We start from the raw sequence: 20,852 nt of genomic DNA, 5'->3' as shown, positions 1-20,852 counted from the left end.
AAGATTGGTCAATATCATAGTAGAAATATCAAAATATCTGATGATCCTGCTGATGACAGTATATACCTATCTGTGCTTCAGCATTTTCGGATTTTCAGATCCAGACAGAAAAAAAAGACTGCTTCGCAAGCAGAATGTGCTGATGTTTGCCATTCATCTGGTGGCGTTTATGGTGATGTTTCTCCAGACGGAGGATCTCCGGATGCTGGCATTCTATCTTATGCAAGTGGTACTTTTTGGAGCTACTATATTGTTATATACGAATATTTATCCGCGGGTATCCCGGCTGGTTGTAAACAATATGTGTATGCTTCTTTGCATCGGCATGATCATGCTGACCCGTCTGGATTATGAGAAAGCAGTAAAGCAGTATGTGATCGCGGCGGGAGCCATTGCTCTAAGTCTGGTGGTGCCGGTGATCATCCGCAAATTCCGGCTTCTGTCGGAGTGGCGGGCTTTTTACGGGGCTGCCGGCCTCTTTTCACTGGCGATCGTTCTGGTGGTGGGGCAGGTATCCAACGGCGCCATGCTGGGATTTACTGTTGGCGGGATCAGCATCCAGCCTTCCGAGCTTGTAAAGATCATATTTGTGTTTTTTGTGGCTGCCAGTTTTAAGAAGTCGCTGGAATTTCGCAATGTAGTGATCACAACCGCAGTGGCTGCGTTTCATGTGCTGATCCTGGTCGTGTCCAGAGATCTGGGAGCTGCGCTGATCATATTCATCGTATATCTGGCGATGCTGTATGTGGCCACCAGACAGCCTCTTTATGTGGTTGCCGGCCTGGGCGCCGGTGCAGTGGCTTCGGTGGCAGCTTATTATCTGTTCGGACATGTAAGGACCCGTGTGGTGGTATGGAAAGATCCGTTCGCCGCTTATGACAACGGCGGATATCAGGTAGCACAGTCCCTCTTTGCCATAGGCACCGGCGGCTGGTTTGGAATGGGTCTTTTTCAGGGAGAACCAGACACCATTCCGGTGGCCGCGGAGGATTTTATTTTTTCTGCGATTGCCGAGGAGCTGGGGATCATCTTTGCGTTGTGTATGATCCTGGTCTGTGTCAGCTGTTATGTGATGTTTTTGAATATCGCCATGCAGCTTCACAGTATGTTCTATAAGATGGTGGCGCTGGGGCTTGGGACCTGTTACATTTTCCAGGTGTTCCTTACCATTGGCGGTGTAACCAAATTTATACCCTCCACCGGAGTAACGCTTCCGCTGGTAAGCTACGGAGGCAGCTCTCTTCTTAGCACACTGATCATGTTTGCGGTCATACAGGGACTTTATATTTTAAGAGAGGACGAGGAAGAAACGATTGAAAGAAAGAAAAAGGAAAAGCTACGAGCAGCTGGAAGCGGACAGGAAGCTTCAAAGAAAGTCAGAAAAGCAGCAGATGTCCCGGAAAGAGCGAAAAGCAGCCAACATAGCAGACAAAAAGAAATCAAAAGAAAAGCGGGCAAGGAACAAAGAATTCGCTAGGGTAACATATTTTTTCGTGACTTTGTTTCTGGTTATGATGGGATATATTGTATATTTTCAGGTAAGAGAAAGCCGGGATATTATAAGGAGCCCTTACAATGCCAGACAGGATTCCTATGCGGACCGGGTAGTGCGGGGAGATATCCTGGACAGGGACGGCAATGTGCTTGCCCACTCGGAAGTACAGCCGGATGGAACAGAGACACGGGAATATCCTTATGGCAATGTGTTTGCCCATGTGGTCGGCTACAGCTCACAGGGGAAATCCGGACTGGAGTCGGAGATGAATTTTGAGCTTCTGACGTCCAATGCTTTTTTCCTGGAAAAGCTTAGAAATGAGTTTCAGGATCAGAAAAATATCGGAGACACGGTGGTGACAACTCTGGATGCGGATCTTCAGCAGGCGGCTTCGGACGCTCTTGGAAATTATAAGGGCGCGGTGGTTGTGATGGAACCGGGTACCGGAAAGATCCTGGCGATGGTGTCCAAGCCGGACTTTGACCCGGCCGGGGTAAGCCTGAACTGGGAGACGCTGAATTCAGATCCGGACAGCGCGCTTTTGAACCGGGCCACTTTAGGGCAGTATGCGCCGGGGTCTACTTTCAAGCTGGTGACAGCTCTGGAGTTTATGCGAGAGAACGCCGCTTATGACAGCTACAGCTATACCTGCAACGGAGCCATTCAGCAGGGAGATACGGTGATCCGGTGTTACAACGGGCATGTGCATGGAACTGTGGATTTCCGGGACAGTCTTGCCTATTCCTGTAATACTTCCTTTTGCAACATCGGACTTTCTCTGGACATCGGGGAATTCCGCGATACGGCAAAGGAGCTGCTGTTTAACACCAGCCTTCCTTCCCAGCTTCCCTATAGCAAAAGCAGCTTTACACTGGACCGCGCAGGGACTGAGGCGGATTGCATGATGACAGCGATGGGACAGGGGAAAACACAGGTAAGCCCCTACCATATGGCGCTGATCACCAGCGCGATTGCCAATGGAGGGATCCTGATGGAGCCTTATCTGGTGGATGCGGTGACAAATTATGCAGGGACAGAGATTGAGAAAAATATGCCAGAGCAGTACAAACGGCTGATGACGTCCGGGGAGGCAGCGGCGCTAAAAGATTACATGAAGAGCGTGGTGGACTATGGAACGGCAACAGCTCTTAGCGGCCGGTCCTACACGGCAGCCGGAAAGACCGGAACAGCAGAGTACAGTTCTGACAAGGAAAAGGATCATTCCTGGTTTGTAGGCATGACCAATGTAGACAATCCGGAACTGGTGATCAGCGTGATCATTGAAAGTTCGGACGGATCCGCGAGAGCGGTGGATGTGGCAGGCCGGGTATTTGACGCTTACTATTACTAAAATCGGCCGTAAAGGAGCGGTAGCTATGCGTTATTACAGATATCTTTATCTCCCGGAGCGATGGGAAAAGAAGAAAAAGAAAATCATAGACAGACTGGAAAAAAAGAAGTTTCAGATTCCTGTGTATCTCATCCTTCTTCCGGAGAACGACAAGAATCAGCTGGAGATCCTTAACTCGGCGCTTCTTTTGCAGCCTTCGTATCCGGATCGGGATCTGTTTGTGGTGGGAATCGCAAAAGGTTATGAAGAAGCGCTGGAATTAGTGGAAGAAATAGCAAAGGAAGTGTATAATGAGACAGAGGGAGCAGATATACGTTCCTACATATTAAGAAAAGAGCAGGAAGAGTAGGATGCTGCATATTTTATTGTTGCTATTAAAGATCATCGGAATCATAATCGGAGTTATCCTGGGGATACTGGTATTACTGACCGGTATCATACTGCTTGCGCCGGTCCGTTATGAGGGAAGTGCAGAGTCGGACGGGAGTATTTCCGGGATATCCGGCAAAATAAAAGCCAGCTGGCTGTTTCATCTGGCGGCATTCTCGGCGGAATATCAGGAGCAGGATCTTGTCTGGAGGCTTCGGATCGCGTGGAAGAAAACAGGGTCAGAGGAGCCGGAAGAACCTGCCGGACCAAAGGAAGGATCCGCAGAAGAGACAGTGGAAATAAAACCGGAAGAAAAAGAAGAAAAGGAAGAAAAAGAGGAAAAAAAGAAAGAAGAAAAAAGAGAAGAGAAAAAGGAAGAAGAGAAAAAGGAAGAAGAGAGAGGAGAGGTGATCACAGATGAAGCGAAGGAAGAGACTGGACTGGAGGAAAAAAAGAAAACAGATCCGCAGATTGAAGAAAATGTGGAAAAATCTGAAAAAGACATGGAAGAAGCTAAGGAAACGGCATCCCAGGCTGAGAAGATAGCCGGACGGATCCGGGCGTTTTTCCAAAAGATCAAATATACATTTCGTCATTTCTGTGATAAAATAAAGACATTGTCAGACAAGAAACAGAAAATCACAGATTTTCTTACAGATGAAGTGCACAGGCGGGCGTTTGGAAAAGTCAGAAAAGAAGGACTTCGTTTTCTGTCCAGGATCCGCCCGGATAAGATCAGGGGAACTATTTGCTATGGATTTGAGGATCCGTATCATACCGGACAGGTCCTGGCCGGATTTGCACTGATCTATCCCTGGATCGGCGGGGCGGTGACGGTGTGTCCGGATTTTGAGCAGAGGATCCTTAAGGGCGATCTGTATGTCAGAGGAAAGCTTAGGGCGCTGCATGTGGTGATCCTGGCCTGGAAACTGATCTGGTGCAAAGAGGTGCGGACGACCTATCGTCATATCCGAAGTTTTGAGTGATAGAGGAGGATTGGAAAATGGCAGACAACAATTTTAAAGGAACGGTGGAAGCTTTGTTTCACGGGATGGACGGCGTGGTTTCCTCCAAAACAGTAGTGGGAGAAGCGATCCATATCGGGGATACCATTATCCTTCCGCTGCTGGATGTGTCCTTTGCAGTGGGAGCAGGCGCTTTCAATGCAGAGAAAAAAGAGCGGGGCGCCGGCGGGATCGGTGGAAAGATGACGCCCTGCGCGGTGCTGGTGATCCAGAACGGACACACGAAGCTTGTAAATATCAAGAATCAGGATACGATCACAAAGATCCTTGATATGGTGCCGGATGTGATCGACAAATTTACCGCGGACAAAGATGATAAAATGACAGAAGACGATGTGAGGGATATTCTGGACGAAGCCGACATATAGTATTAGAAAAGGGCAGGAGGCATATGCGTGAAGCGTGTGACTGGTTTTGCACTGTTCTGGGTGGCTGTGGGGATCATACTTGCATTGTTTCTGCCGAATACTTTCGTGGAAGTGCTTTGTGTCCTGCTGTGTATCCTTGCAGGGTATAATTTGTTTTTTTGCTGAAATCAGAGAAAATCCGATGAAATTTGGAAAAATAGTACTTGCTTTTGAAGAATATATCTGTTAGAATACTATTGTTGTGAATCTGGAGAACAGATGAATAGGGAGCGTTAGGAGGTGCAGTCATGGCAAAATGCGCTATTTGTGAAAAGGGTGCTCACTTTGGAAACAATGTCAGCCACTCTCATAGAAAAACACCAAAGATGTGGAAATCAAACGTAAAATCAGTTCGTGTAAAAACGGAGAACGGCGGTACAAAGAAGATGTATGTATGTACTTCTTGCCTGAAGTCCGGAAAAGTAGAGCGTGCTTAGTTTAACGGAATAAAAATCCAGGTTCTGTTCGGGGAGCCTGGATTTTTTTGACGCAATCCTTCTTGTAAAACACAGGGAAAAATAGTATAATAATTGCAATTATGTTTTGTGTTTTTATATGTGAAAACGGAGGTTTAAATATGAAAGGATGCATGAGTACGGATTTGGGTATTATAACAATTGACCAGGAAGTGATCGCAAAGTATGCAGGAACAGTTGCTGTGGAATGTTTTGGGATCGTGGGAATGGCCGCAGTAAATATGAAGGACGGTCTGGTCCATCTTCTTCGGAAGGAGAGCCTGACAAAAGGGATCCATGTGTCGATGTCAGAAGAGAATCACATTACCATCGACTTCCATATTATCGTTGCCTATGGTGTGAGCATCTCGGCAGTGACAGACAATCTGATCAGCAATGTAAAATACCGTGTAGAAGAATTTTCCGGAATGCCGGTGGATAAGATCAATATCTACATTGAAGGCGTCAGAGTCATTGATTAGTTAAGGAGGAACATCAGAAGTGGCTACGAAAACTATAAATGCGGATATGCTTGCCAGAATGTTTCTGGCAGGCGCCCAGAATATTGAAGCAAATAAAGAGACCATCAATGAGTTAAATGTATTTCCTGTTCCGGACGGGGATACCGGTACCAATATGTCTCTTACAATAATGTCTGCGGCAAAAGAAGTGATGGCGCTTCCCGACCGTAATATGAAGGATCTTGCAAAAGCCATTTCTTCCGGCTCCCTCCGGGGCGCAAGAGGAAACTCAGGCGTGATCTTATCCCAGCTCCTGCGGGGATTTACCAAGGCGATCCGGGAGGAGAAAGAGATAGATGTCCTGATCCTTGCCGCTGCCTGTCAGAGGGCAAGAGATACTGCCTACAAGGCGGTTATGAAACCGAAGGAAGGAACGATCCTTACCGTTGCCAGCGGTATTGCTGAGAAGGCAGCCCGGATGGCAGAGGAGACCGATGATCTGGAGGTGTTTATCCCGGAAGTCCTTGCCTATGCAGAGGAAGTGCTGGAGAAAACACCGGAGATGCTTCCGGTACTGAAGGAAGCTGGCGTGGTGGACTCCGGCGGACAGGGACTGATCGAAGTGATCAAAGGCGCTTATGCGGCGTTCCAGGGAAAAGAGATCGATCTGAAGTCGATCGCGCCGGCAGCCGGAAGCGCAGTGACAAAGATCAACATGCAGGAAACTGCAGATATCAAATTTGGATACTGTACCGAGTTCATCATTCTCACAGAGAAGGAATTTACCGATGAGGATGAGCATGGATTTAAAGAATACCTTTCTTCCATCGGTGATTCTATTGTCTGCGTGGCGGACGACGACGTGGTAAAGGTGCATGTGCACACCAATGATCCGGGGCTGGCGATCCAGAAAGCGCTGACTTTCGGACAGCTTTCCCGGATGAAGATTGACAATATGCGGGAAGAGCATCAGGAAAAACTGATCCGGGATGCGGAAAAGATGGCGGCCCGGCAGGCTGAGGAGGACGCTGAAAAAGAGAAAGCAAAGAAGGCAGCTGAGCCAAGAAAAGCCATGGGATTTATTGCAGTTTCCATCGGAGAAGGATTAAACGACATTTTCCGGGAGCTGGGAGCAGATTATATCATCGAAGGCGGACAGACTATGAACCCCAGCACCGAGGACATGCTGAATGCCATTGACCAGGTGAATGCGGATACTATATTTATCCTGCCGAATAATAAAAATATCGTGCTGGCGGCAAATCAGGCAAAAGCGCTGGTAAAAGATAAGGAGATCGTTGTGATCCCCACAAAGACCGTTCCGCAGGGAATCACAGCCATCATTAGTTTCGAGCCGGACGCAGATGCCGGAGCCAACGAAGAGATGATGCTGGAGGCGATCCAGAATGTAAAGACCGGCCAGGTGACATATGCGGTCCGTGACACCCATGTGGATGATAAGGAAATCCATGAGGGAGACATCATGGGAATCGGCGACAAGGGCATCCTGGCTGTAGGTACAGAAGTAGAGGAGACGGCAAAGGAGATGCTGGCGCTTCTGGTGGACGAAGATTCGGAGCTGATCAGCCTGTATTATGGCGAGGAAGTATCCGAGGAGGACGCACAGAAGTTTACCGCTGAGGTGGAAGCGCTGTATCCGGATGTGGATGTAGACGCGCATTTTGGCGGACAGCCCATCTACTATTATGTAATGGCTGTAGAATAAATGTTATGAATCCTGGCGCGTAAGACGCGACAGTGCGGGCAGAAAGACAATTTGTGTCTGTGCAGAGAATTGATACTGCCCTTAAGGGGCGTAAGAGAAAGGGGCGGAGTTGATCCGCCCCTTTTTACAGAAACTAGGATCCGGCATCCGTACGGGGACAAAAGGGAAGATGGCAGGGATGGTAAAAAAAGTATGATCGAGAAGTCAAAAATCAGTGAATTAAAAGGGATCGGCGAGAAAACTGCAAGCCTCTTCGGGAAGCTTGGGATCTATACGGTGGGGGATCTGATCCATTATTATCCCAGAGGATATGACGTGTATGAGGATCCGGTGCCTATTGCAAATCTGGAAGAAGGGAAAATACAGACGGTGACGGGGATCATTTATGGCAGAGTGCAGGTATCCGGCAGCCGGAAGCTGCAGGTGACCACTCTGTCTGTGAAAGATCTGACCGGAACCTTAAAGGTAGTCTGGTTCCGGATGCCGTTTCTTCGGAATACCTTTGCAAAAGGCGGGACTGTAACACTGCGGGGCCGGGTGGTGAGCCGAAGACAGGTACTGACCATGGAACATCCGGAGATTTTTTATCCCGCTGAAAAATATGAGGAAAAGAAGGACAGCCTGCAGCCGGTATATGCGCTGACCTCTGGACTGTCCAATAAAGCGGTGGCAAAGGCGGTGGAGCAGGCGCTTTCGGAATTGCGGTTGTCAAAGGAGACGCTGCCGGAAGAGATCCGTTTGAAATACGGACTGGCAGAGTATAATTTCGCTCTGCGCGGCATCCATTTTCCGGAAGATAAGCAGGTGTTTTATCAGGCAAGAGAACGACTGGTTTTTGAGGAATTCCTGCAATTTATCCTTGCGCTTCGCAGGCTCAGAGACAAAAATGAGCGAGCGGCCAATGCTTATGTGGTGCCGGCAGATCCCAGGGCGGAAGCGCTGATCCGGGAGCTTCCGTTTGCTCTGACCGGCGCCCAGAAGCGAGTATGGCAGGAGATTTCTGCTGATATGGCGTCTGATACAGTGATGTCAAGGCTGGTTCAGGGAGATGTGGGATCCGGCAAGACGATCGTGGCGGTCCTGGCGCTGATCACCGTGGCGCTTGCCGGTATGCAGGGGGCTATTATGGCGCCCACAGAGGTGTTGGCAAGACAGCATTTTGCCAATATCACCAGGCTTCTTACAGAACATCAGATCCCGGTGAAAGCGGAGCTTCTTACCGGATCTATGACTGCAAAAGAAAAGCGGCGGGCATATGACCGGATTGCATGCGGGTATGCAAAGATTATTGTGGGAACCCATGCCCTGATCCAGGGAGCCGTGGATTATGACAATCTGGCTCTGGTGGTGACGGATGAGCAGCACCGCTTTGGGGTGCGGCAGCGGGAAACATTTGCGAAAAAGGGAGGGGAGCCTCATGTGCTTGTTATGAGCGCGACGCCGATCCCCCGGACGCTGGCGATTATTTTATATGGAGATCTGGATATTTCCGTGATCGATGAGATGCCTGCGAACCGGCTGCCCATCAAAAATTGCGTGGTAGATACCGGTTACCGGTCTACGGCCTACCAATTTATGAAAAAGCAGATCAGCGAGGGACGCCAGTGCTACATCATCTGCCCCATGGTGGAGGAGAGCGAACATCTGGAAGTGGAAAATGTGCTGGATTACTCGGCCATGCTTCAGGAAGAGATGGGCAGCGGTATTGTAGTGGGCTGTCTGCATGGGAAAATGAAGCAGACTGAGAAAGATGAGATCATGGAGCAGTTTGCAAGAAATGAGATCCAGATCCTGGTGTCCACCACCGTAATAGAGGTAGGCATTGACGTGGCCAACGCTACGGTTATGATGATCGAAAATGCAGAACGATTCGGCCTGGCCCAGCTTCATCAGCTCCGGGGGCGGGTGGGACGGGGAAAATATCAGTCCTACTGCATTTTTATGACCGGATCGAAAGCAAAAGAAAGCAAAGAGCGGCTGGACATTTTAAACAAATCCAACGACGGGTTCAAGATTGCCAGCGAAGATTTAAGACTTCGCGGACCGGGAGATCTGTTTGGCATCCGCCAGAGCGGACTTATGGATTTTCGCTTAGGCGACGTATATCAGGATGCAAAAATCCTTCAGAAAGCCAATGAGGCGGCAGATCTGCTGATCAGAGAAAACAGCGAATGGCTGCAAAAAATTCCAGAATATGAATCAACTGCCAGTGTAATAATCTAATTCCTCCATATACTATGGGTGTAACAAAACGAAAGTGAAGTTACAACGCAACAAAAAGGAGGAGTATAATCATGACAAATCGTTCATCCAACAGAACAGCAGTGCCTGAAGCAAAAGGCGCATTAGACAAATTCAAATACGAGGTCGCAAACGAACTGGGCGTGCCGCTTAGTGAAGGTTACAACGGCGACCTGACCTCTAGACAGAACGGCTCTGTCGGCGGTTATATGGTAAAGAAGATGATCGAACAGCAGGAAAAACAGATGGCCGGGAAATAACAATTTGGGACGTAGACCTTTTGCAAAGGTCTACGTCCCAAATTGCATTTTGCCCTGTCCCAAATTGAAAATCAGGGTGTACCTAACTGTGTTTTTCCTTATTTTTCCATGCCCCGATCAGATAAAGAAAGACAAATACGAAGTTTATGATTTCTAAAATCTGAAAAATGATTCTGACAGAGGGGATCACACTACTGACGGTTGTTATGAGGCCCAGTGTTTGTAAAATATGGCTGGAAAGCAGGGTGAGGATTTGCAGCAAAAGAAGGAGGAACCCCAGGCTGATAAGGGAACCGGCTTTGGCACTGTTGGTACTGTATCGTCTGGCGTAGACCCCGGCTGCAAGATACAGGATCCCGAGCGCCAGTGTGGCAAACTGGCAACCTGTTAAGAAATTGTCATTTCCGTTTATGAATTTCAATATCCAAAAACGTGATCCGGTCAGTGCGCCCAGTATCAGGCCTGTGAGATTTATTCCGCCGACAAGTGCGAAGATTCCACCGACGATGCAGTAATACCATCCGGCGCTTTGCAGCATCCTGCGGCCTGCCGGGATGGAAATCTGCCCGGAGGCAAGGATCAGATCATCGCAGAAGGAAAGAGGGGATTGCCCCAGCATTTCGGAGAATGACTCCTGCCGCAATTCCGCTTCTTGCGCCATGCCGATCAGATCCTGGTGAATACATTCTATCTGATATTCGTCCAGAGAAAATGTATGGATATATTGAAACATTTTTTCTAGTATTTTTTGATTTTTTGCCGTAAGTTCTGACTGTCGGGAATAGTTTTGTGATTTTAGAGTTTCCAGAGAGTTTGTTGCTGTCATAAATCATTCCTCCAATCGTAATATTTTGTTCACAGACATTTCAACCTGTTTCCAGTTTTCAGTAAATTCCTGCAGATATGCAAAGCCCTCCCGGGTGAGAGAGTAATATTTCCGGTTCGGGCCAAGTGGGGAGGGGCGGAATTCGGAAGAAATGATCCCTTTTTTTTCCAGTCGCACGAGAAGTGGGTATATCGTACCTTCTTTCATATCACGGAAACCGTTTTGTTCCAGCCGTTCTACCAGTTCATATCCATAAGTGGTTTCTTCTGAAAGAAATTTTAAAATGCAGCCCTCCAGCGTGCCGCGCATCAATTGTGATTTATCGTACATAAGCATCACTCACTTTCTTTACTGGTATACCGTGCATAAGCATCTCTATCTTTTGTTACTACTATGCAGTACATAATAGTTCCTGACTACATTGTACCACATGGTAGCCAAATGTCAAGAATGAGGAAATGAAATATCTGAAAAAGAATCATATTTTGCAGTTTTGAAAACTAATATAGAAGTAATAGTCAGGGATGGATGAGGAAGATCAGGACGTGAGAAAACTATTGACAGTATGCTTGTGTCTGTTACTTATTGCACAGTCTGTGCCGACCGCATTTGCTGCAGAAGTGTCTGCAGAGCAGGAGAATGAGGGCGAAGGAGAGAATGGCGGAGAAAAGTCTGTAGAACAGGGGAATGCGGACGGAGGAGAGAATGGCGGAGAAAAAGGCTCGGATGAAGGAGAGAAAGGACCGGATATCAGCGCGCCATCTGCTATTTTAATGGAAGCGTCTACCGGGCAGGTCATTTATGAAAAGAATCCGGATGAAGAGCGTCCGCCGGCCAGTGTGACAAAGATCATGACGTTGCTCTTAATCTTTGATGCTTTGGAAGCCGGACAGATCAGCCTGGATGAAACGGTGGCGACCTCGGAGTATGCGGCATCCATGGGCGGGTCACAGGTGTTTTTGGAATCCGGAGAAACACAGACAGTAGATACTCTGATCAAGTGTATTGCGGTGGCCAGCGCCAATGACGCCTGCGTGGCCATGGCGGAGCATATCGCAGGGAGCGAAGAAGAGTTTGTAAAACGGATGAACAAACGGGCTGCCGGGCTTTCGATGACACACACACATTTTGTCAATTGCAATGGATTGGATGCAGAGGGACACCTGACAACTGCAAGGGACATTGGCCGGATGTCTGCGGAATTGCTACGCCTCTACCCACAGATTCGGGATTACGCCATGATATGGATGGAAAATATTACACATACCACCCCAAAAGGCAGTTCAGAATTTGGATTGACCAACACCAACAAGCTGGTTCGCCATTATGAATATACCACGGGGCTGAAAACCGGATCCACCAGCCAGGCGGGATTTTGCATTTCTGCCACTGCCGAAAAAAATGAGGTAGAAATGATTGCAGTCATTATGGCGGCAGAAACCAGCAAAGACCGGACCAGAGACGCCATTGCACTTCTAAACTATGGATTCGGGAAATGCAGCGTTTATCAGGAGAAGAACATCGAGGCCACGCCAAAGATCAGAGTCCGTGGCGGGGTAAAAGAAAACGCCCTCACAGCACAGGAGAAAACATTTACTTATGTAGACACAAAAGGATCAAATCTAGCAGACATCGAACGAAAAATACAGATGAAGCCATCCATAAAAGCACCGGTAAAGAAAGGACAGGAAGCCGGGGAGGCAGTATATTATCTGGAAGGAGAAAAAATCGGCAGTTGCAAGATTCGAATAGCAGAAACAGTTCCTCACATGAAATATATCGACGCTGTGGAAAAAGCAGTGGATAACTTTTTGCCATAGGGAAAGGGGACGGGGGTTTTTCAGAAAACCCCCGTCCCCTTTCCCTATGGCAAAAAATATCCACACGTTATCCACATGTGTAATCCGCATTTGGGTGATAACTGTGTGGTTGCGAAATAGGGGGACGGGGGATTTCTGGAAATCCCCCGTCCCCTATTGGATTAGATAGCGCGTGTGTATTCTTTCAGCCACTCGCGTTCTTCTTCGTTCAGATGAGGTGCCACTACCTCGTATACTTTTGCGTGATAGGTATTGAGCTGTTCTTTGTCTTCTTCGGTCATCATTTCCGGAAGGATGGCGTCCAGATCGATGGGAACGTAGGTGATGGGCTCAAAGTACAGGAATTGTCCGTATTCGTTCTTCTCGCCTTTTCGTACCACCAGCTCATTTTCGGTGCGGACGCCGTGGGAGCCTTCGATGTAGATTCCCGGTTCGTCGGTGATGACAAGTCCGGGCATCAGCGGCTGCTTTTCCCGTTTGCGGACGGCAATGCGGAATCCGCAGGGTGCCTCATGGATGTTCATCAGATATCCAACGCCGTGGCCGGTGCCGTGGTTAAAGTTAATGCCGCGCTTCCATGCAGGCATTCTGGCCAGGATGTCCAGGTTGTAGCCAGCGGTTCCTTCCATGAAAACGGCGTTTGCCAGGTGCATGTTGCACTGCAGAACGGTGGTGAAATCTTCTTTCATTTCCCGGGTCAGGCTGCCGAAAGCAAAAGTTCTGGTGATGTCAGTGGAGCCCTCGATATATCCGCCGCCGGTGTCGGTCAGGAACAGGCCGTCGGTCACGACCGGGATATTGGTCTCCGGAGTGGCTGCATAGTGTACGATCGCTCCATGCTCGCCGGAACCACAGATAGGCTCAAAACTCTGCCACAGATAGCCTTCCTGCTCCTTCCGGAACTCTTCCAGCTTTTCAGCGGCGCTGATCTCGGTGATCGGCGGATTGGTCTTTCCTACATTTTTCTTCAGCCAGTACATAAATCTGGTGACAGCAACGCCGTCTTTGACATGAGCATTGATAATATTTTTCAGCTCAACATCATTTTTGATCGCTTTCATAACAACGGTCGGGTTCATCTCATCAATAATCTTTGCTGTTTTCGGAAGATTATTGTACAGCGCATAGTTCAGGCGCGCGGAATCCACCAGGATGGAAGCGTCTGCAGGAAGAGATTTTACATCCTCGTAAATGGCGTTGTAAGGATGCAGCGTGATGTGATCCTTTGCAAGATTTTTCTTCATTTCATCAGTCAGCTTGTTCTCATCAATATACAGTTTCATCTCGTCCATCGTGATGACAGCATAGGAGAGAAGCAGAGGGAAGAATTCAATATCATTTCCGCGCAGGTTGGTGATCCAGCATACGTCGTCAAGAGCTGCGATCACATGCACGTCTGCGCCGGCGTTCTTCATGGCTTCCCGTACTCTTGCAAGCTTGGAGGCGGTGCTTTCTCCGGTATATTCCTCAGAAAGAGCAAATGCAGGCTCTGTGGAAAGCGCCGGACGATCCTCCCAGATCCGGTCGATCAGATCTTCCGCATAATGAATCACACCCTGTTTCTTTGTCGCGATTGCTTCATATTCCAGTCCGTCGCCCATAGCGACAACCCGTCCGTCAAATCCAAGAGTTCCTCCCTGGGGAAGAACCTCCTCCAGGTACTCTGCAACGGTAGGAACGCCCGGCTCGCCCATCTTGAACAGCTTCACACCGCTGCCGGCGAGCTGCTGGCCTGCCTGGATGAAGTATCTGCCGTCGGTCCAAAGGCCCGCTTCATCCTTTGTGATAACAGCGGTTCCGGCGGAACCAGTAAATCCTGTGATAAATGCTCTGGCTTTAAAATGTTCCCCAACATATTCACTCTGGTGGTTGTCGTCAGTAGGAACAACATAAGCGTCATACCCTTTTTCTGCCATCAAAGCACGCAGAGCGCTGATTCTTTCAGGTACATTCATGGTAAAACCTCCTTTGAAAAACTATATTTGCCGTATTGATTTTAACATATCTGTTTACAAATGAACAGGAATAATTATATAATTGACCTGAATTTGAGAGGAGAAATCGTGAACAGATGCTGATTTTTATCCTGTGTATCCTGGGGCTGATCTTTATCGCTGAAAATGTCAGAGAACTTCGGACATTCCGGGTAAAAACATACCGGATCACTTCCCATAAATTAAATGGAATCAAAAACAGGAAGATCGTTTTTTTAAGCGATCTCCACAACTGCAGTTACGGTAAAAGAAACGGAAGGCTTTTGGCGGCGGTAAGAAAGGAAAGACCGGATCTGATCCTGATCGGCGGAGATATGCTGGTGCGGAGAAACGGGAGCTCCTACGCAGATACGCTGCGTTTTGTGTCCAGACTTACCTCCATCGCACCGGTGTATTATGCCAATGGCAACCATGAGCAGAAGCTGAAAGAAGAGACCGGCCGCTATGACCAGTCTTATGCGGCTTATAAAAAAAGCCTCACAGAGGCAGGCGTAATCTTTTTGGAAAATGAAGCGGTCCTTTGGAGACCGGACAATGTCCGCATTCGGATCAGCGGTCTGGAGATCCCGCTTTCAAGTTATGAAAAGCTGGGAAAACGCGGTCTTTCGGTCCGTCAGATCGAAGACAGGATTGGGAGAGCCGATCCTTCTTTCCAGATCCTTCTGGCTCATAATCCCGCCTACGTCCGCCAGTACGAGGAGTGGGGCGCGGAGCTGATCCTCTGTGGCCATCTCCACGGAGGCCTGGTAGGGATCCCGGGGGTGGGCGGCGTCATATCGCCGGATTTCCGCCTGTTTCCCGCATACTCTGCGGGGATTTACCGGGAGCCGAAGGCCGATGTGGTGGTAAGCAGGGGGCTGGGCACACATTCCGTGCCGATCCGCTTTCTGAATCCCGCGGAACTGGTCGTGCTGGAACTTCATGGATTTAACGAACTGTAAAAGCTTGAGAAACTTAAGGATATCCTGTATAATAAAATGTTAGCGGTATCTGAAACGCCGAGTCTTGCAGGGACGGCCGTTTCAGTTCCGGGAGAAATGTGCAAAAAACAAGGGGAACGCGTATGGGGATTCCGGTTAAGCTTGAAGCCTTTGAAGGTCCGCTGGATCTGCTGCTTCATCTGATCGAAAAAAATAAAATCGACATTTACGATATTCCGATCGTAGAGATCACCAGTCAGTATATGGAGTATATCCGGGCCATGGAACGAGAAGACCTTAACGTGATGAGCGAATTTCTTGTCATGGCGGCCACGCTTCTGGATATCAAATGCAAGATGCTGCTTCCCAGGGAGGAGCAGGAAGAGGAAGAAGAAGATCCCAGGCAGGAGCTGGTGGAACAGCTTCTGGAGTACAAAATGTACAAATATATGTCATACGAGCTTCGGGACCGGGAGATGATGGGAGATCAGACCCTCTACAAAGAGCCGACCATCCCGGAAGAAGTCAGAGACTATGTAGAACCTGTGGATCTGGACGATCTTCTGGGAGATCTGACACTGATAAAACTTAACGCCATTTTCCAGGAAGTGATGAAGCGCCAGGCGGATAAAGTCGATCCGGTCCGCAGCAAATTCGGAAAGATTGAGAAAGAAGAGGTTACGCTGCCAGACAAACTTTCCTATGTGACGGACTATGCAAAAAGCCACCGCAGATTCAGCTTCCGGGAGCTTTTAAAAAAGCAGAAATCAAAAACCCAGCTGGTAGTAACATTTCTGGCGATCCTGCAGCTGATGAAGGAAGGTACGATCACCATCCGGCAGGAGCAGCCCTTTGAAGATATTATGATCGATTCCAATGTAGAGGAATCGCAATAGAAAGGTTGTTGGAATACCGTGGAGATAAAGAAAATAGAAGGAATCATAGAGGCGATCCTGTTTGCCATGGGCGATTCTGTGGAGATTGGCAAGATTGCGGCGGCAATTGAACACGACGAAGAAACTACCAGAAAGATCATTCACCAGATGATGGACCAGTATGACCGGCAGGACCGCGGGATACGGATCATTGAGCTGGAAGACGCATTTCAGATGTGCACCAAACGGGAAATGTATGATTATCTGATCCGGGTGGCCAGACAGCCCAGGAAATATGTGCTGACAGACGTGCTTCTGGAGACCCTGTCCATCATTGCCTATAAACAGCCGGTTACCAAGCTGGAAATCGAAAAGATCCGCGGCGTCAAATCCGACCATGCGGTAAACAAACTGGTGGAATACGATCTGGTGTGCGAGATGGGCCGGCTGGACGCGCCGGGGAAGCCCATTTTGTTTGGCACCACAGAAGAATTCTTAAGAAGATTCAGTATCCAGTCTGCAGAGGATCTGCCGGCCCTTAATCCGGATCAGGTGGAGACCTTTAAGGAAGAAGCTGAGGAAGAGGCACAGTTAAAACTGGATATTTAGGTTATAGCGGCAGAACGAAAGGCATATAGATAGAGCAAGGCTATTTCTTCAGAGGCTGCTATGAAGTGGAACAAATATATCGCAGGCGCAGCCGGGATATTTCTTGTGCTTTCCTGGACCTTTCTGCTACCGGTCCGGGCAAAGGAGGATCCGGCGCAGCCGAAGGATCTCTACGCCCGGTCGGCAGTGCTGCTGGATGCCGACAGCGGGCGTGTTTTATTTGGCAAAGAGGAGACGGCGATCCGCCCTATGGCCAGTACCACCAAGATCATGACGTGCATCCTGGCGCTGGAAGAGATGGAGGAAGATCAGACCGGAAGGGTCAGTGAGGAGGCGGCAGGGCAGCCGAAAGTCCGGCTGGGAGTAGAAGAAGGGGAAACTTACCGGCTTCAGGATCTTCTCTATGCCCTGATGCTGGAGTCTTACAATGACAGCGCCGTAGTGATTGCAGAAAGCCTTGCCGGAAGTGTGGAAGCATTTGTCGAAAAAATGAACGACAGGGCAGAGGAGCTGGGGCTAAGAGATACGCATTTTGTTACGCCAAACGGGCTGGACGGAGCAGACAAAGACGGAGTGCATGCCACAACGGCAAGAGAACTGGCCCTGCTTATGCGGTACTGTATCCGGGAGTCTCCGAAAAAAGAAGAATTCCTTGCGATTACACAGACAAAGGAGTATACCTTTACGGATGTGTCTGGCAAGAGAACCTTTTCCTGCCACAATCACAATGCGTTTCTGGATATGATGGAAGGGGCGCTCACCGGCAAAACCGGATTTACCGCAGACGCGGGCTACTGCTATGTAGGCGCGCTGCGCCGGGATGAGAGGACCTTCATTGTGGCGCTTCTTGGCTGTGGCTGGCCGGGGCATAAAAATTACAAGTGGGAAGATACCCGGAAACTTATGGAATACGGACTGACCGCTTATGAATACCGGGAGATTGGTCCGGAAGATGCGGCGGGCGGAGCTGGTAACAAGAAGACTGTGGACGGAGGCGCCTTTTTGGAGATCCCCGTGAGAAACGGCGTGGATCCGGAACATCCGTATGCAAGAGAAACAGTTGTGCGGGCGGAGGTGGAAGACAGCACGCCTGTCCGCATCCTGATGCGAGAGGATGAAGAGGCAAAATTTCAGACAGAAGTGCCGGACGCTGTGGAGGCGCCGGTAAAGAAAGGCGCCCGGGTGGGAAAGATCGGCTGCGTTCTGAACGGGGAAGAAGTGGCGCAGTATACGCTGACGGCAGCAGAACAGATCGAGGAATATGATTTTGGAAGAGGATATGCGGTGCTGTTTCAGACCTTTCTGTTATAAAGCAAAAAGAACACACAAAGGAGGAAGGAATCAAGATGTCTATTGAAAAAGTCAGAGCTTATTTTCGCCAGTACGGTATGGAAGACCGGGTGATGGAAAAAGAACATTCCAGTGCCACTGTGGAAGCGGCGGCAGAAGCGATCGGATGCGAGCCCGCAAGGATCGCCAAGACCCTGTCTTTTCAGACGCCGGAGCATGTGGTGCTGGTGGTGACTGCCGGAGACCGGAAGGTGGACAATAAAAAGTACAGGCAGCAGTTTGGCTGTAAAGCGAAGATGCTGAAGTTTGAAGAGGTGGAAGCGCTGGTAGGCCATGCGGTGGGCGGAGTCTGCCCCTTTGCCGTCAATGATGGCGTACAGGTGTATCTGGATGAATCTTTGCGGCGGTTTGAGACGGTGTTCCCGGCGGCAGGCAGCGGCAACAGTATGATCGAACTGACCATCCCGGAGCTGGAGCAATACGGCAGAAGCCTTGCCTGGGTGGACGTCTGCAAAGAATAAAGCGCAGGGACGGGACCTTCCGGATGTTTATTGAAGACATCAATATGTACTGCTGATTATGCGAAATATCAATTTGTCTCCTTTCCAATCCTTTTTATAATAAATCTGACATAAAGTTTTGTGAAAGGAGGAAACAAGTATGAAAAAGAAACTTGTGGTTTTGCTGCTTACGATGGTGACGGCTTTTGGCGTTGCAGGAGTGGCGCAGGCAGCAGAATATCAGCCGGATGAGCTCCCTTATACAGATGTGGCAAAAGGCGATTGGTATTACAATTATGTAAAAGACGTATACAAGCTGCAGGGCGGACTGATGACGGGTCTTGATGAACAGACCTTTGGCCCGAATGAAGATCTTTTCCGCGCGCAGTTTGCCGTGATCCTTTACCGGATGGAGGGATCCCCGGAGGTTGCCTATACGGATGCGTTCCCGGACGTACCGGAAGGAGAATGGTACACGGACGCAGTCTGCTGGGCAAGTGAAAATGAGATCGTGACCGGTTACGAAGATACGGGCCTTTTTGGAACTTCTGACCCGATCAACCGCGAGCAGATTGCAACTATGATGTACCGGTATGCACAGTACAAAGATTATGCAGTTGTGGAAGGAGATCTCTCCGGTTATCCGGATGCTGCAAATGTTAATACATTTGCAAAAGAAGCAATGGAATGGGCAGTGGGATCCGGCCAGATTTCCGGAAATAACGGGTATCTGGATCCGCAGGGAAGCGCGGTCCGTGCACAGACAGCCACCATCATCGACCGGTTTGCAGATTATTCCTATGTGTCTGCTCCGGGAAGTTATGAAAAGGTGACAGAAGCTGACGTGCAGGCGGCGCTGGCAGACGGATCCGCGGTTGTTGTTGACGCAAGATCCAATGATGCCTATATTGGATGGGCGTCCGGAAAGAATACCATGGGCGGACATATTGAGGGGGCGACCGATTTCTCCGCCAACTGGCTTACCTGTACCTTTGATGAGAACGGGAATATTGATGAGGTTTCCCGTAAAGAGCATCTCTGGAAAGCGCTTTATGACAAGAATCTGACAGAAGAAACTTCAGTTATCGTCTACAGCGAGGATGAGACGGAATCTGCTGTTGTAGCGAATTTCCTGTCTTCCTATGTAAAAGAGGTAAAGACTTTTGATCTGAAGGAGTGGACCGGAGAGCTTACCGGTTATGCAAATTATAAACTGTGGATCCCGCCGTCAGCAGTCAAAGACCTGATCGATGGTAAGGAAGTGGCAGAAGTAGGTCCGGTCAATGATCTGAAGATCGTGGAAGTCAGCTGGGGAACAGAAGAACAGTCCGGCTTCCTGGACGGACATGTTCCCGGAGCGATCCATGTAAACAGCGATGACTTTGATATTGCGGACTATTATTATCTGCTCCGCAGCGATGAGGAATTATTTAATCTGGCGAAGTCCCAGGGAATCACGACAGAAAGTACCGTGGTTACAGTGGGATCTCCGATCTTTGCCTGCCGTTATGCAGTAATCCTGCAGTATCTGGGCGTTGAGAATGTCTATGTAATGAGCGGCGGATATGACGGATGGACGGATGCAGGTTATGAACTGGAAACCGGAAGCGCGCAGGTAACTCCAGTGGAAGACTTTGGCACAGAAGTGCCGTTGAATCCGGATCTGATCGACACGGTGGAAGAAGCGGCACAGCTGAAAGAAAACGATGATTTCCTGCTGGTGGACAACCGCAGATATGAAGAGTATTCCGGAGCAACATCTGGTTATGCTTACTTCCCGTATGAAGGAAGGATCCCGGATGCCGTATTTGGATATGCGGGTATCAATAATTCCAGTTCCATGTTCTATTACGATAATCTGGATGTGACTATGCGAAATGCAGATGAAATCCTTGCAATGTGGGCAGAAGCAGGAGTGGATACCAGCAAACATCTTTCTTTCTTCTGCGGCGGCGGATATCGGGCGGCAGAAGTTCTCTGGGATGCCAGAGCGATGGGGCTTGAGAATACGTCCCTCTTTGCCGACGGCTGGTGCGGATGGTCTGCATACGAAGATGAAAACGGCGAACGTCTTCCCATCATTGATGACACACCTTAATCATCTGCAGGAAGGAAACCATCTGGTTTTACAGGGATGGATAAAAGAAGGGACTGCACCATGCAGTCCCTTTACTTTTGGAGAAAAATAAGGTATACTGAAATTCACATACAGAACATGCAGATCTGCG

Annotated in this window: 21 protein-coding genes; 18 read left to right on the top strand and 3 right to left on the bottom strand. The window is 49.0% G+C overall.

Annotated features, from left to right (window positions below; all coding sequences use genetic code 11):
- Positions 1 to 4: 4 nt before the first annotated feature.
- From ABGT54_RS08535 to ABGT54_RS08485, 11 genes are all read left to right on the top strand, one after another.
- A complete protein-coding gene (locus ABGT54_RS08535; protein WP_346663699.1) occupies positions 5 to 1,477 on the top strand; it encodes an FtsW/RodA/SpoVE family cell cycle protein in 1,473 nt (490 codons plus the stop codon).
- A gap of 37 nt (positions 1,478 to 1,514) precedes the next feature.
- Complete coding sequence (locus ABGT54_RS08530) at positions 1,515 to 2,846, top strand: penicillin-binding transpeptidase domain-containing protein (RefSeq protein WP_346663964.1); 1,332 nt, start codon at positions 1,515 to 1,517, stop codon at positions 2,844 to 2,846.
- Between the two features lie 25 nt (positions 2,847 to 2,871).
- The gene (locus tag ABGT54_RS08525; RefSeq protein WP_346663698.1) at positions 2,872 to 3,195 is read left to right on the top strand and encodes a hypothetical protein; all 324 of its coding nucleotides are present in this window, start codon (positions 2,872 to 2,874) and stop codon (positions 3,193 to 3,195) included.
- Position 3,196: 1 nt separating this feature from the next.
- Positions 3,197 to 4,201: a DUF2953 domain-containing protein gene (locus tag ABGT54_RS08520; protein ID WP_346663697.1), complete on the top strand. Its 1,005-nt coding sequence runs from the start codon at positions 3,197 to 3,199 to the stop codon at positions 4,199 to 4,201.
- Positions 4,202 to 4,218: 17 nt separating this feature from the next.
- Positions 4,219 to 4,608: a GerW family sporulation protein gene (locus ABGT54_RS08515; protein WP_346663696.1), complete on the top strand. Its 390-nt coding sequence runs from the start codon at positions 4,219 to 4,221 to the stop codon at positions 4,606 to 4,608.
- A gap of 27 nt (positions 4,609 to 4,635) precedes the next feature.
- Positions 4,636 to 4,773: a hypothetical protein gene (locus ABGT54_RS08510; RefSeq protein WP_346663695.1), complete on the top strand. Its 138-nt coding sequence runs from the start codon at positions 4,636 to 4,638 to the stop codon at positions 4,771 to 4,773.
- 122 nt (positions 4,774 to 4,895) lie between these two features.
- Positions 4,896 to 5,084, top strand: a complete 189-nt coding sequence (gene rpmB / locus ABGT54_RS08505; protein WP_070089066.1) for a 50S ribosomal protein L28 — start codon at positions 4,896 to 4,898, stop codon at positions 5,082 to 5,084.
- 140 nt (positions 5,085 to 5,224) lie between these two features.
- Positions 5,225 to 5,584: an Asp23/Gls24 family envelope stress response protein gene (locus ABGT54_RS08500; protein ID WP_346663694.1), complete on the top strand. Its 360-nt coding sequence runs from the start codon at positions 5,225 to 5,227 to the stop codon at positions 5,582 to 5,584.
- A 19-nt stretch (positions 5,585 to 5,603) separates the two neighbouring features.
- Positions 5,604 to 7,289 (top strand): DAK2 domain-containing protein, encoded by a 1,686-nt coding sequence (locus ABGT54_RS08495; protein ID WP_346663693.1) that lies wholly within the window; start codon positions 5,604 to 5,606, stop codon positions 7,287 to 7,289.
- Positions 7,290 to 7,481: 192 nt separating this feature from the next.
- Entirely contained in the window at positions 7,482 to 9,512 is a 2,031-nt protein-coding gene (gene recG, locus ABGT54_RS08490; RefSeq protein WP_346663692.1) for an ATP-dependent DNA helicase RecG, read from the top strand.
- Positions 9,513 to 9,583: 71 nt separating this feature from the next.
- Positions 9,584 to 9,790 (top strand): alpha/beta-type small acid-soluble spore protein, encoded by a 207-nt coding sequence (locus tag ABGT54_RS08485; RefSeq protein ID WP_346663691.1) that lies wholly within the window; start codon positions 9,584 to 9,586, stop codon positions 9,788 to 9,790.
- Between the two features lie 82 nt (positions 9,791 to 9,872).
- Here the strand turns inward: ABGT54_RS08485 and ABGT54_RS08480 are convergent, their stop codons facing one another.
- A complete protein-coding gene (locus tag ABGT54_RS08480) occupies positions 9,873 to 10,616 on the bottom strand; it encodes a hypothetical protein (RefSeq protein WP_346663690.1) in 744 nt (247 codons plus the stop codon).
- Between the two features lie 3 nt (positions 10,617 to 10,619).
- Positions 10,620 to 10,946, bottom strand: coding sequence for a PadR family transcriptional regulator (locus ABGT54_RS08475; RefSeq protein WP_346663689.1), 327 nt, complete (start codon positions 10,944 to 10,946; stop codon positions 10,620 to 10,622).
- A gap of 215 nt (positions 10,947 to 11,161) precedes the next feature.
- Between ABGT54_RS08475 and ABGT54_RS08470 the strand changes: the two genes are divergently transcribed.
- Complete coding sequence (locus ABGT54_RS08470; RefSeq protein ID WP_346663688.1) at positions 11,162 to 12,436, top strand: D-alanyl-D-alanine carboxypeptidase family protein; 1,275 nt, start codon at positions 11,162 to 11,164, stop codon at positions 12,434 to 12,436.
- Between the two features lie 161 nt (positions 12,437 to 12,597).
- Here ABGT54_RS08470 and ABGT54_RS08465 read toward each other — a convergent pair whose 3' ends face one another.
- Complete coding sequence (locus ABGT54_RS08465; RefSeq protein ID WP_346663687.1) at positions 12,598 to 14,391, bottom strand: aminopeptidase P family protein; 1,794 nt, start codon at positions 14,389 to 14,391, stop codon at positions 12,598 to 12,600.
- 116 nt (positions 14,392 to 14,507) lie between these two features.
- Between ABGT54_RS08465 and ABGT54_RS08460 the strand changes: the two genes are divergently transcribed.
- The 6 genes from ABGT54_RS08460 to ABGT54_RS08435 all read left to right on the top strand — a co-directional run bounded on the left by ABGT54_RS08460 (position 14,508) and on the right by ABGT54_RS08435 (position 20,722).
- Positions 14,508 to 15,371 (top strand): metallophosphoesterase, encoded by an 864-nt coding sequence (locus ABGT54_RS08460; RefSeq protein ID WP_346663686.1) that lies wholly within the window; start codon positions 14,508 to 14,510, stop codon positions 15,369 to 15,371.
- 122 nt (positions 15,372 to 15,493) lie between these two features.
- Positions 15,494 to 16,246: a segregation/condensation protein A gene (locus ABGT54_RS08455; RefSeq protein ID WP_346663685.1), complete on the top strand. Its 753-nt coding sequence runs from the start codon at positions 15,494 to 15,496 to the stop codon at positions 16,244 to 16,246.
- A gap of 18 nt (positions 16,247 to 16,264) precedes the next feature.
- Entirely contained in the window at positions 16,265 to 16,834 is a 570-nt protein-coding gene (scpB, locus tag ABGT54_RS08450; RefSeq protein WP_346663684.1) for an SMC-Scp complex subunit ScpB, read from the top strand.
- A 60-nt stretch (positions 16,835 to 16,894) separates the two neighbouring features.
- Positions 16,895 to 18,145: a D-alanyl-D-alanine carboxypeptidase family protein gene (locus ABGT54_RS08445; RefSeq protein WP_346663683.1), complete on the top strand. Its 1,251-nt coding sequence runs from the start codon at positions 16,895 to 16,897 to the stop codon at positions 18,143 to 18,145.
- Between the two features lie 35 nt (positions 18,146 to 18,180).
- Positions 18,181 to 18,645 carry a YbaK/EbsC family protein gene (locus ABGT54_RS08440; protein WP_346663682.1) on the top strand — a complete coding sequence of 155 codons (465 nt, stop codon included), beginning with the start codon at positions 18,181 to 18,183 and terminating at the stop codon, positions 18,643 to 18,645.
- A gap of 139 nt (positions 18,646 to 18,784) precedes the next feature.
- Positions 18,785 to 20,722 (top strand): rhodanese-like domain-containing protein, encoded by a 1,938-nt coding sequence (locus ABGT54_RS08435; protein ID WP_346663681.1) that lies wholly within the window; start codon positions 18,785 to 18,787, stop codon positions 20,720 to 20,722.
- Positions 20,723 to 20,852: the final 130 nt, after the last annotated feature.

Origin of the sequence: uncultured Merdimonas sp. (assembly GCF_963929015.1) — a bacterium.
Taxonomy (GTDB): Bacteria; Bacillota; Clostridia; order Lachnospirales; family Lachnospiraceae; genus Merdimonas.
This window is presented reverse-complemented; position numbering and strand designations above follow the sequence as displayed.